Genomic DNA, 12,046 nt, shown 5'->3' on the forward strand with positions numbered 1-12,046 from the left:
AGGATCGCGCACATGACAGCACTCGACCTCAGCAGCCCCGTGGCCGTCGTCGGCACCGGCACCATGGGCCAGGGCATCGCCCAGGTCGCGCTGCTCGCCGGCCACCCCGTGCGGCTGTACGACGCCGTGCCCGGGCGGGCCCGGGAAGCGGCCGACACGATCGGCGCCCGCCTCGACCGGCTCGTCGAGAAGGACCGGCTCACCGGCACCGACCGGGACGCGGCCCGGGCCCGGCTCAGCCCCGTCGAGAGCCTCGACGGACTCGCCGACTGCGCGCTCGTCGTGGAGGCCGTGCTGGAGCGGCTCGACGTCAAGCAGGAGCTGTTCCGGGACCTGGAGGGCGTCGTCGGCGAGGACTGCCTGCTCGCCACCAACACCTCCTCCCTGTCGGTGACGGCCATCGCCGGCGCCCTGCGCAACCCCGGCCGCTTCGTCGGCCTGCACTTCTTCAACCCGGCCCCGCTGCTGCCGCTGGTCGAGGTCGTCTCCGGGTTCGCCACCGACGTCACCTCGGCCACGCGCGCGTACGAGACGGCGCGCGCCTGGGGCAAGACGCCGGTGGCCTGCGCCGACACCCCCGGTTTCATCGTCAACCGGATCGCCCGGCCCTTCTACGCCGAGGCGTTCGCGGTGTACGAGGACCAGGGCGCCGACCCGGCCACCATCGACGCGGTGCTGCGCGAGTGCGGCGGTTTCCGGATGGGCGCCTTCGAACTGACCGACCTCATCGGCCAGGACGTCAACGAGTCCGTCACGCACTCGGTGTGGCAGTCGTTCTTCCAGGACGTGCGCTTCGCGCCCTCCCTCGCGCAGCGGCGCCTGGTCGAGTCCGGCCGGCTCGGCCGCAAGAGCGGCCGCGGCTGGTACGACTACGCTGACGGCGCCGACCGTCCCGAGCCGCACACCGCGGAGCAGCACCGGCCGCCCGCGTACGTCGTCGCCGAGGGCGGCCTGGGCCCGGCCGGGGAACTGCTCGCGCTGATCCGGGAGGCGGGCATCCAGGTCCGTGAGGAGGACGACGACCACGGCACCCGCCTGGTGCTGCCGAGCGGCGGCCAGCTGGCGCTCGCCGACGGGCAGACCTCCGTGGAGTTCCGCGACGTCGTCTACTTCGACCTCGCCCTCGACTACCGCCGGGCCACCCGCATCGCCGTCTCCGCCTCCCAGGACACCGCCCCGCGGACCCTCTCCGAGGCCATCGGCCTGTTCCAGGCGCTGGGCAAGGACGTCAGCGTCATCGGCGACGTCCCCGGCATGATCGTCGCCCGCACGGTCGCCCGCATCGTCGACCTCGCGCACGACGCCGTCGCCAAGGGCGTGGCCACCGAGGAGGACGTCGACACCGCGATGCGCCTGGGCGTCAACTACCCGCTCGGCCCCTTCGAGTGGAGCCGCAGACTCGGCCGGATGTGGGCCTTCTCCCTCCTGGACGACCTGCACGAGCGTGACCCACGCGGCCGCTACGCGCCCTCGCTCGCGCTGTACCGGTACGCCTTCGCCACCGACAAGCGGGAGGGCGGCACCTCATGACCACCGCCAAGCGCGACACGTACACCCCCGAGACGCTGCTGTCCGTCGCCGTCCAGGTCTTCAACGAACGCGGCTACGACGGCACCTCTATGGAGCACCTGTCCCGCGCGGCCGGCATCTCCAAGTCGTCGATCTACCACCACGTCACCGGCAAGGAGGAGCTGCTGCGGCGGGCCGTGCGCCGGGCGCTGGACGGCCTGTTCGCCATCCTCGACGAGGAGCACGCGTGCGAGGGGCGCGCTGCCGACCGCCTGGAGTACGTCGTACGGCGCATGGTCGAGGTGCTGATCGCCGAGCTGCCGTACGTGACGCTGCTGCTGCGCGTACGGGGCAACACCGAGACCGAGCGGTGGGCCCTGATGCGGCGCCGCGAGTTCGACCGCCGGGTCGCCGAGCTGCTGAAGGCGGCGGCCGCCGACGGGGACGTACGGGGCGACGTCGAGGTGCGGCTTGCCACGCGGCTGGTATTCGGGATGATCAACTCGATCGTCGAGTGGTACCGGCCGGACGGCCGGGGCATGAACGAGCGGGACGTGGCCGACGCGGTCGTGCGGCTCGTCTTCGGAGGGCTGCGCCGGGCCGGCTGAGTCAGCTCTGCGGTTCGAGGTCCTCCTCCTCGAACACCAGCAGCGTGCGCGTGCTGAGCACCTCCGGCATGGCCTGCAGCCGGGTGAGCACCAGCTCGCGCAGCGCCTTGTTGTCGGAGGTGTGCACCAGCAGCAGCACGTCGAAATCACCGCCGACCAGGGCGATGTGCGAGGCCCCCGGCAGCTGCCTGAGCTGTTCGCGCACCGTGCGCCAGGAGTTCTGGACGATCTTCAGGGTGATGTAGGCCGACGTGCCCTGACCTGCGCGTTCGTGGTTGACCCGGGCGCCGAAGCCGCGGATGACGCCGTCCTCGAGGAGGCGGTTGATGCGGGCGTAGGCGTTGGCGCGCGAGACGTGGACCCGTTCGGCGACCGACCGTATCGAGGCGCGGCCGTCGGCCTGGAGTATCTGCAGGATGTCCAGATCGATGGCGTCGAGGGGTCTCGCGGGCGGCGGGGTGCCGCCATCGGCGGGCCGCGCGGGCGGCAGAGCGTCGTCCGCCTCCGGTGCTTCGGCCATTTGTTCAGGTGTCATGTCCCCCCGCCTTCCCGCCATGGACGTCCTGCGTTCATTGCAGGGTGTGGAGAACCGTTTGTCCACAGCCTGGAGGGCCCTGTAGCCAAACTGTGCCGACGACCGAACAATCGGTAGGTGAGGCGCGTCACACACGTGCCGTGCCGCAAACCGCCCACGAGGAGGTTCCGTCATGACGGTCATGGAGCAGCGGGGTGCCTACCGGCCGTCCCCGCCGCCCGCCTGGCAGCCCCGCACGGACCCCGCGCCGCTGCTGCCCGACGCGGAGCCGTACCGCGTCCTCGGCACGAAGGCGGCCGCCGAGGCCGACCCGGCCCTGCTGCGCCGCCTGTACGCCGAGCTGGTGCGCGGCCGCAGGTACAACGCGCAGGCCACCGCCCTCACCAAGCAGGGCCGCCTCGCCGTCTACCCCTCCACCACCGGCCAGGAGGCGTGCGAGGTCGCCGCCGCGCTCGCCCTCCAGGACCGCGACTGGCTCTTCCCCAGCTACCGGGACACGCTCGCCGCCGTCGTCCGCGGCGTCGACCCGGTCGAGGCCCTGACCCTCCTGCGCGGCGACTGGCACACCGGATACGACCCGCGCGAGCACCGCGTGGCCCCCCTGTGCACCCCGCTCGCCACCCAGCTCCCGCACGCCGTCGGCCTCGCGCACGCCGCCCGCCTCAAGGGCGACGACGTGGTCGCGCTCGCCATGGTCGGCGACGGCGGCACCAGCGAGGGCGACTTCCACGAGGCGCTGAACTTCGCCGCCGTCTGGCAGGCGCCGGTCGTCTTCCTGGTGCAGAACAACGGCTTCGCCATCTCCGTGCCGCTCGCCAAGCAGACCGCGGCCCCCTCGCTGGCCCACAAGGCCGTCGGCTACGGCATGCCCGGTCGCCTGGTCGACGGCAACGACGTCCTCGCCGTGCACCAGGTGCTCGGCGACGCGGTGCGCCGCGCGCGCGAGGGCGGCGGCCCCACGCTCGTCGAGGCGATCACCTACCGGGTCGACGCCCACACCAACGCCGACGACGCCACCCGCTACCGCAGCGACGCCGAGGTCGACACCTGGCGCGAGCACGACCCGATCGCCCTGCTGGAGCACGAACTGACCGGGCGCGGCCTCCTCGACGACGACGGCGTCCGCGCCGCCAAGCAGGACGCGGACGCCATGGCGGCCGCCCTGCGCGAGCGCATGAACCAGGACCCGGTGCTCGACCCCATGGACCTGTTCGACCACGTGTACGCCGAGCCCACCCCGCAGCTGCGCGAACAGCGCGCGCAGCTGCGGGCGGAGCTCGAGGCGGAGCGGGAGGGAACCCAGCGATGACCACCGTCGCCCTCAAGCCGGCCACCATGGCGCAGGCCCTCACGCGCGCGCTGCGCGACGCCATGGCCGCCGACCCGAGCGTGCACGTGATGGGCGAGGACGTCGGCACCCTCGGCGGCGTCTTCCGGGTCACCGACGGGCTCGCCAAGGAGTTCGGCGAGCACCGCTGCACGGACACCCCGCTCGCCGAGGCCGGCATCCTCGGCACGGCCGTCGGCATGGCCATGTACGGGCTGCGCCCGGTCGTGGAGATGCAGTTCGACGCGTTCGCCTACCCGTCGTTCGAGCAGCTGGTCTCGCACGTGGCCCGCATGCGCAACCGCACCCGCGGCACGATGCCGCTGCCGATCACGATCCGCGTCCCCTACGGCGGCGGCATCGGCGGCGTGGAACACCACAGCGACTCCTCCGAGGCGTACTACATGGCGACTCCGGGGCTCCATGTCGTCACGCCCGCCACCGTCGCCGACGCCTACGGCCTGCTGCGCGCCGCGATCGCCTCCGACGACCCGGTGGTCTTCCTCGAACCCAAGCGCCTGTACTGGTCGAAGGACTCCTGGAACCCCGAGGAGCCGGCAGCCGTTGAACCGATCGGCCGCGCGGTGGTGCGGCGCTCCGGCCGGAGCGCCACGCTCATCACGTACGGGCCGTCGGTGCCCGTCTGCCTCGAAGCCGCCGAGGCGGCCCGGGCCGAGGGCTGGGACCTGGAAGTCGTCGACCTGCGCTCCCTGGTGCCGTTCGACGACGAGACGGTCTCCGCCTCGGTACGACGGACCGGGCGAGCGGTCGTCGTGCACGAGTCGGGCGGGTTCGGCGGACCGGGCGGGGAGATCGCGGCCCGGGTCACGGAGCGCTGCTTCCACCACCTGGAGGCGCCGGTGCTGCGCGTGGCCGGGTTCGACATCCCCTACCCGCCGCCGATGCTGGAGCGTCACCACCTGCCCGGCGTGGACCGCATCCTGGACGCCGTGGCGCGTCTGCAATGGGAGGCCGAGGGCTGATGGCACAGGTGCTGGAGTTCAAGCTCCCCGACCTCGGGGAGGGGCTCACCGAGGCGCAGATCGTGCGCTGGCTGGTCCAGGTCGGCGACGTCGTCGCCATCGACCAGCCGGTCGTCGAGGTCGAGACGGCCAAGGCGATGGTCGAGGTGCCCTGCCCCTACGGCGGCGTGGTCACCGCCCGCTTCGGCGAGGAGGGCACGGAGCTTCCCGTCGGGGCGCCCCTGCTGACCGTCGCGGTGGGCGCGCCGGCCGCCGACTCCCCCGGCGGGGGCGAGCAGCACGCCGAGGGCTCGGGCAACGTGCTGGTCGGGTACGGCACCTCGCAGGCGCCCGCCCGCCGGCGCCGGGTCCGGCCGCAGACGCCCGCGGCCTCCCACACGGCCGTGGCGCCCGCGCGGCAGCCGGTGCCCGGCCCCGCGTCCGACGGGCCAGCCGACCGGATCGCGTCCTCGGCCGGGCACGGCCCGGCCCGCACCGGCGGCGTCGGCACGGCCCCGCCCCCCGGCGCAGGCCGGCCGGCCACCGGCCACCACGGCGGCAACGGCGCCCCGGCCGACGGCCCCGTGCCGGTGATCTCGCCGCTCGTGCGCCGTCTCGCCCGGGAGAACGGCCTGGACCTGCGGGAGCTGAACGGATCGGGCCCGGACGGGCTGATCCTGCGCGCGGACGTCGAGTACGCCCTGCGCGCCGCCGCTGCCGCGCCCAGCCCCACCCCGGTCCAGACGCCGGCTCCCGCAGCGGCCCTCACCCCGGAGGCCCCGGCCTCCGCACCGGCCGCCGCCGCTTCCGCCGGGACCCGGATCCCCCTCAAGGGCATCCGCGGTGCGGTCGCCGACAAGCTCTCCCGCAGCCGGCGCGAGATACCGGACGCCACCTGCTGGGTGGACGCCGACGCGACGGAGCTGATGCGTGCGCGGGGCGCGATGAACGCCGCCGGCGGACCGAAGATCTCCCTGATCGCCCTACTGGCCCGCATCTGCACCGCCGCCCTCGCCCGCCACCCCGAGCTGAACTCCACCGTGGACACGGAGGCCAGGGAGATCGTCCTGCTCGATCGCGTGCACATCGGCTTCGCCGCCCAGACCGAGCGGGGCCTGGTCGTGCCGGTGGTGCGGGACGCGCACGAGCGGGACGCCGAGTCGCTGACCGCGGAGTTCGCGCGGCTCACCGAGGCGGCCCGGGCCGGCACCCTCACGCCCGCCGAACTCACCGGCGGCACCTTCACCCTGAACAACTACGGAGTGTTCGGCGTCGACGGCTCCACCCCGATCGTCAACCACCCCGAGGCCGCCATGCTGGGCGTCGGCCGCATCGTCCCCAAGCCATGGGTGCACGAGGGCGAGCTGGCGGTGCGCCAGGTCGTGCAGCTCTCGCTCACCTTCGACCACCGCGTCTGCGACGGCGGCACCGCGGGCGGTTTCCTGCGGTATGTGGCCGACTGCGTCGAACAGCCGGCGGTCCTGCTGCGCACCCTGTGACCGCGGAAGCCCCCCACGCGTTCCGCGTGATCGCCGGGGCCCGCATACTCGGGGGGTGACGTCTCACGAGCCGCACGACGCCGCCGCCCCCGCCGGGCAGACCCCTGCCGGGCGGGACGCCGCCGGGTACGGCGTTCCCGGGTACGGCGTTCCCGGGTACGACGCCGTCGTGCTCGCGGGCGGCGCGGCCCGGCGGCTCGGCGGGGCGGACAAGCCCGGCCTGCCCGTCGGCGGGCGCGCGCTGCTCGACCGCGTGCTCGCCGCCTGCGCCACGGCACGCACCACCGTGGTCGTCGCCGAAGCCCGCCCCACCGCCCGGCCCGTGTGGTGGACGCGCGAGGATCCGCCCGGCGCGGGCCCGCTCGCCGCACTCGGCGCCGGGCTGCGCCACATCACGGCCGAGGACGTCGTCGTCCTCTCCGCCGACCTGCCGTTCCTGCGGGCGGCGACGGTGGAACGCTTGCTGGCCGCCCTGCGCGCGGACCACGCCGACGGCGTGCTGCTCACCGACGCGGACGGCCGCGACCAGCCCCTGGTGGCCGCGTACCGCAGGAAGGCGCTGGACCGCGAGCTGGCCGCACTCACCCGCGCGCACGGCGGCCTCGACGGGCTGCCGCTGCGCCGGCTGACCGCCGCCCTCGACCTCACCCGCATCACCGACCCCGTCGCGTCGTTCGACTGCGACACCTGGGAAGACATCGCCACCGCCCGGGCACGCATCAGGGAGCATGAGCACGTGTTGGACGAATGGATCTCCGCAGTCAAGACCGAGCTCGGCATCGACCTCGACGTCGACACCGGCGTCCTGCTCGACCTCGCCCGCGACGCCGCCCACGGCGTCGCCAGGCCGGCGGCGCCGCTGACCACCTTCCTCGTCGGCTACGCGGCGGCGCGGGCCGTCTACGAGCAGGGACCAGAAGGGGCTCCGGACGAGGGCGCGGGTGACGGCGGGCGACGGACGGGCGGCCCCGAGGCGGTCGCGGAGGCCGCCCGGAAGGCCGCCGCCCTCGCCCTGCGCTGGGCCGAAGAGGCCGAGGAGACCGAGAAGAACGCCGCCGCCGGCGAACCCGACGTGGCCCCGGACGCCACCCCCGAAACCCGCCCGGACGCCGGATGACCGCCCGGCCCGCCAAGTCCGCCCGGTCCGTCGAGTCGTCCCGGTCCGCCGGCTCCTCCCGGTCCGCAGAGTCCGCCGGGTCCGCAGAGTCCGGCCGGTCCGAGCGAGCCGGTGAGGAAGCAGACGACCTGGGCGTAGAGGAGGTGCTGGCGCTCGTGAAGAACCCCGACGGCGGCACTCCCGGCCACCGGGTGACCCCGCCCGTCGCCCAGGGCGGCCGGCACGGCGCCCCGGCCCCGGCCGACGCCCGGCACCGGGCCACCCCCTGGCCGCAGGCCCGTGCGACCGCCGCCCGCGCCGGCTCCCGGGCGGCCCGCCGCGCCCTCGTCTCCGTCCCCCTCGACGCGGCCCTCGGCCTCACCCTGGCCGCTCCCCTGGACGCCCTCACCGACCTGCCGTCCTTCGACACCTCGGCGATGGACGGCTGGGCGGTCGCGGGACCCGGACCCTGGAACGTACGGGACGAGGGCGTGCTCGCCGGGCACGCGCGGCCGGAGCCCCTCACCGACGGCGAGGCCGTGCGCATCGCCACCGGCGCCCGCATCCCCCTGGAGACCACCGCCGTCCTGCGCAGCGAGCACGGCCGCAGCGACGACAAGGGGCGCCTGCACGCGACCCGCGACGTCCAGCACGGCCAGGACATCCGCCCCCGCGGCCAGGAGTGCCGCAGCGGCGACCGGCTCCTGCCCGCCGGCGCCCTGGTGACCCCGCCCGTCCTCGGCCTCGCCGCGGCCGCCGGATACGACACCCTCACCGTGGTCCCCCGCCCCCGCGCCGAGGTCCTGGTCCTCGGCGACGAACTGCTCACCGAGGGACGGCCGCACGACGGTCTCATCCGGGACGCGCTCGGCCCGATGCTCCCGCCCTGGCTGCGGGCGCTCGGCGCCGAGGTCACCGCCGTCCGCCGCCTCGGCGACGACGCGAAGGCCCTGCACCGGGCGATCACGGCCTCCGACGCCGACCTGATCGTCACCACCGGCGGCACCGCCTCCGGCCCCGTCGACCACGTCCACCCCACCCTGCACCGCATCGGCGCCGAACTCCTGGTGGACGGCGTCAAAGTCCGCCCCGGCCACCCCATGCTGCTGGCCCGCGTCGCGGACGGCCGACACCTCGTCGGCCTGCCCGGCAACCCCCTGGCGGCCGTCTCCGGCCTCCTCACGCTCGCCGAGCCGCTGCTGCGCGCCCTCGCCGCACGCCCCGCCCCGGAGCCGTACACGCTGCCGCTGCGGGACGCGACGCACGGGCACCCGTACGACACCCGACTGGTCCCCGTCGTGCTGCGCGGCGATCGTGCGGTGCCGCTGCACTACAACGGACCGGCCATGCTGCGCGGCGTCGCGGCGGCCGACGCCCTGGCCGTCGTCCCGCCCGGCGGGGCACGTCCCGGTCAGGAGCTGGAACTGCTGGACCTGCCGTGGGCGTCCGCAGGAATCGGGGTGTGTTTCACGTGAAACTTCCGGGCCATGACGCGATCGCCCGCCAGGCGGACGAACATCTCGTGACCCATCGGGTGAATCTGCCGAGACGAGTGGTGGAGCGCCCGCTGCGGCAGGTGACCAAGCGGCTGGTGATGGCGCTGCTGGTGCTGGTCGTGACGGCGCTGATCGTCTACGCCGACCACGACGGCTACCGCGACAGCGCCGACGAATCCGTCGGCCTGCTCGACTCCTTCTACTACGCCACCGTCACCCTCTCCACCACCGGATACGGCGACATCACCCCGGTCAGTGACGGCGCCCGGCTCATGAACATCTTCGTCGTCACGCCGCTGCGTGTGCTGTTCCTGATCATCCTGGTCGGCACCACGCTCGAGGTCCTCACCGAACGCACCCGTGAGGAATGGCGTCTGAACCGCTGGAGGTCCACCTTGCGCGACCACACCGTCGTCGTCGGCTTCGGCACCAAGGGCCGCTCGGCGATCCGGACCGTCTGTGCGACGGGCCTGAGGAAGGAACAGGTCGTCGTGGTCGACCCGAGCAACAAGGTGATCGACGCCGCGACGGCCGAGGGCTACGCGGGCGTGACCGGCGACGGGACGCGCAGCGAGGTGCTGAAGCGCGCCGAGGTGCACCGGGCGCGGCAGGTCATCGTCGCCACCCAGCGCGACGACACGGCCGTGCTGGTGACGCTGACGGCACGGCAGCTCAACCGCGGAGCGAAGATCGTCGCCGCGGTACGCGAGGAGGAGAACGCGCCGCTGCTGAAGCAGTCCGGCGCCGACGCGGTCATCACCAGCGCCAGCGCGGCCGGCCGGCTGCTCGGCCTGTCCGTGCTCAGCCCCTCGGCCGGCATGGTGATGGAGGACCTGATCCACCAGGGCAGCGGGCTCGACATCGTCGAACGCCCGGTCACCAAGGCGGAGGTGGGCAAGGGCCCGCGCGAGCTGGACGACCTGGTGGTGAGTGTCGTCCGTGGCCACCGCGTCCTCGGCTACGACGACTCCGCCATCGGGGGACTGGAGCTGACGGACCGGCTGATCACCATCGTGCGGGCCACACCGGGCACCCACATCGCGCCGGACGTCCGCCGCCTGCCGTCGCAGTGACCATCGCCATTGCCTGCCGCCGCAGTCACCACCGGCGGTCGTACGGCCGCGTCGTGACCGGGGTGAGGGAGTAGCGTCCTGCTCATGCATGCGATCACGATTCCCGAACCTGGTGGGCCCGAGGCGCTGGTGTGGGACGAGGTCCCCGATCCGGTGCCCGGCGAGGGCGAGGTGCTGGTCGAGGTGGTGGCCGGCGCCGTCAACCGGGCTGACATCCTGCAGCGGCAGGGCTTCTACGACCCGCCGCCCGGCTCCTCCCCCTACCCCGGCCTGGAGTGCTCCGGACGGATCACCGCCGTGGGGCCCGGCGTCTCCGGCTGGGCCGAGGGTGACGAGGTGTGCGCGCTGCTCTCCGGCGGCGGCTATGCGGAGAAGGTCGTGGTGCCGGCCGGCCAGCTGTTGCCGGTGCCGGAGGGCCTGGACCTGAAGCAGGCCGCGGCGCTGCCCGAGGTGGTCTGCACGGTCTGGTCCAACGTCTTCATGATCGCCCACCTGCGGCCCGGCGAGACGCTGCTCGTGCACGGCGGCTCCAGCGGCATCGGCACGATGGCGATCCAGCTCGCCAAGGCCGTCGGCGCCAAGGTCGCCGTCACGGCGGGCACCCAGGAGAAGCTGGAGCGCTGCGCCGGGCTCGGCGCGGACATCCTGATCAACTACCGGGAGCAGGACTTCGTCGCCGAGGTGAAGAAGGCCACCGACGGCGCGGGCGCCGACGTCATCCTCGACAACATGGGCGCCAAGTACCTGCAGCGCAACGTGCAGGCCCTCGCCGTCAACGGCCGACTGGCGATCATCGGCATGCAGGGCGGCGTCAAGGGCGAGCTGAACATCGGCACGCTCCTGAACAAGCGGGCCGCGATCAGCGCCACCTCGCTGCGCGCCCGTCCGCTCAGTGAGAAGGCGGCCATCGTCGCGGCCGTGCGCGAGCACGTCTGGCCATTGATCGCCGGCGGTCACGTCCGCCCGGTCGTCGACCGCGAGCTGCCGATGAACGACGCGGCCGCCGCCCACCGGGTGGTGGAGGAGAGCGGCCACGTGGGCAAGGTCCTGCTGGTCGTGCCGTAGACGCCCTGGCCGGGCCCGCGTCGGTCTTGCGTCGGTCCTGCGCCGGGCCCGCGTCGGCCCTCTGTCGGGCCTGTCCGGACGACGGACCGCCTCGGCCCGGCGTCGGCCCGGCCTCGCACGCCCCCGGATCAGCCGCGCCGTAGCCGCAGGCCGACGAAGGCGAGTCCCAGGCCCAGCCCGATCATGACCAGCCCGCTGCCCAGGGGCAGGATCCGCAGCACGGGCTCGGTGGGAGCCTCGGCGTGCGAGGCGGCCCGCTGCGTGGAACGCGACGCGGGCACGGAGGCGCCCGGAGTGGCGTCCTGGGGCGACGCGGAGGCGTCCGGCTCCTCGGCGGTGTCCTGCTCGTCCGGGTACGCCTTCCCGGGGTAGTTGCCCCGCTGGTCGGCGTCCTGGTCCGCCTCGTCGCCCTCGTCCTCCTCGTGCCACCACCGCCGCCCGGGCCGCTCGCGCCCCTCACCCGCCCGGCTCCCGGCCCGCGACCGCTCGGGCCGGGCGGACGCGGAGGCACGGGCGGCAGGCGTGCGCCGGTGACCGTGCGACGAGGCGCTGTCGTACGACGGCGACGTCTCCGAGGGAGACTCACCCACCGCCGTGGCCGCGGCCTCCTCCCGGTCGGCCCGGTCCCGCCGCCCCGGCCCCTTCCCGGCCAAGGCACCGGCCAAGGCGCCCGCCGAGGCACCGACGGCAGGAGCGCGCCCGCCGCCGCCCGACGAGACGCTGCCGCCCGGCGGAACGCTTCCGTACGACGAGACGCTGCCGCCCGGCAGCGCGCTCCCGCACAGGAGGAGCACGCCGGCGCCCGCCAGTCCCGTCGTCCGCACCACACGCAGCCATGGAGTCACCCCACCACCCTCACCCTGGTGCCGGATCACG

Annotated in this window: 11 protein-coding genes; 9 read left to right on the forward strand and 2 right to left on the reverse strand. The window is 74.4% G+C overall.

The window, feature by feature from the left end; translation table 11 throughout:
* The first annotated feature begins 12 nt into the window (after positions 1-12).
* Together ACZ5GT_RS00665 and ACZ5GT_RS00670 are read left to right on the forward strand one after the other, a co-directional pair.
* Complete coding sequence (locus tag ACZ5GT_RS00665) at positions 13-1,530, forward strand: 3-hydroxyacyl-CoA dehydrogenase (RefSeq protein ID WP_469012006.1); 1,518 nt, start codon at positions 13-15, stop codon at positions 1,528-1,530.
* Positions 1,527-2,117, forward strand: coding sequence for a TetR/AcrR family transcriptional regulator (locus ACZ5GT_RS00670; RefSeq protein WP_360755075.1), 591 nt, complete (start codon positions 1,527-1,529; stop codon positions 2,115-2,117). Before ACZ5GT_RS00665 ends, ACZ5GT_RS00670 begins: the two co-directional genes overlap by 4 nt.
* 1 nt (position 2,118) lies before the next feature.
* On the opposite strand, the gene ACZ5GT_RS00675 is transcribed toward ACZ5GT_RS00670, so the two are convergent.
* Positions 2,119-2,637, reverse strand: a complete 519-nt coding sequence (locus ACZ5GT_RS00675) for an Lrp/AsnC family transcriptional regulator (protein WP_469012430.1) — start codon at positions 2,635-2,637, stop codon at positions 2,119-2,121.
* A gap of 187 nt (positions 2,638-2,824) precedes the next feature.
* On the opposite strand from ACZ5GT_RS00675, the gene pdhA reads away from it, so the two are divergent.
* The 7 genes from pdhA to ACZ5GT_RS00710 all read left to right on the forward strand — a co-directional run bounded on the left by pdhA (position 2,825) and on the right by ACZ5GT_RS00710 (position 11,170).
* Positions 2,825-3,961: a pyruvate dehydrogenase (acetyl-transferring) E1 component subunit alpha gene (gene pdhA / locus ACZ5GT_RS00680; RefSeq protein ID WP_469012011.1), complete on the forward strand. Its 1,137-nt coding sequence runs from the start codon at positions 2,825-2,827 to the stop codon at positions 3,959-3,961.
* Positions 3,958-4,962, forward strand: coding sequence for an alpha-ketoacid dehydrogenase subunit beta (locus tag ACZ5GT_RS00685; RefSeq protein WP_469012013.1), 1,005 nt, complete (start codon positions 3,958-3,960; stop codon positions 4,960-4,962). Before pdhA ends, ACZ5GT_RS00685 begins: the two co-directional genes overlap by 4 nt.
* On the forward strand, positions 4,962-6,440 hold the full coding sequence (locus ACZ5GT_RS00690; protein ID WP_469012015.1) for a dihydrolipoamide acetyltransferase family protein: 1,479 nt from the start codon (positions 4,962-4,964) through the stop codon (positions 6,438-6,440). Before ACZ5GT_RS00685 ends, ACZ5GT_RS00690 begins: the two co-directional genes overlap by 1 nt.
* Before the next feature lie 169 nt (positions 6,441-6,609).
* Entirely contained in the window at positions 6,610-7,557 is a 948-nt protein-coding gene (locus tag ACZ5GT_RS00695; protein ID WP_469012432.1) for an NTP transferase domain-containing protein, read from the forward strand.
* Complete coding sequence (locus ACZ5GT_RS00700) at positions 7,554-9,011, forward strand: molybdopterin molybdotransferase MoeA (RefSeq protein ID WP_469012017.1); 1,458 nt, start codon at positions 7,554-7,556, stop codon at positions 9,009-9,011. The genes ACZ5GT_RS00695 and ACZ5GT_RS00700 overlap by 4 nt, the downstream gene beginning before the upstream one ends.
* Entirely contained in the window at positions 8,999-10,105 is a 1,107-nt protein-coding gene (locus ACZ5GT_RS00705) for a potassium channel family protein (protein WP_469012019.1), read from the forward strand. Before ACZ5GT_RS00700 ends, ACZ5GT_RS00705 begins: the two co-directional genes overlap by 13 nt.
* A gap of 84 nt (positions 10,106-10,189) precedes the next feature.
* A complete protein-coding gene (locus ACZ5GT_RS00710; protein WP_469012022.1) occupies positions 10,190-11,170 on the forward strand; it encodes an NAD(P)H-quinone oxidoreductase in 981 nt (326 codons plus the stop codon).
* A 128-nt stretch (positions 11,171-11,298) separates the two neighbouring features.
* Here the strand turns inward: ACZ5GT_RS00710 and ACZ5GT_RS00715 are convergent, their stop codons facing one another.
* A complete protein-coding gene (locus ACZ5GT_RS00715; protein WP_469012025.1) occupies positions 11,299-12,015 on the reverse strand; it encodes a hypothetical protein in 717 nt (238 codons plus the stop codon).
* Positions 12,016-12,046 lie beyond the last annotated feature (31 nt).

The organism is Streptomyces sp. NPDC031340 (genome assembly GCF_055569945.1).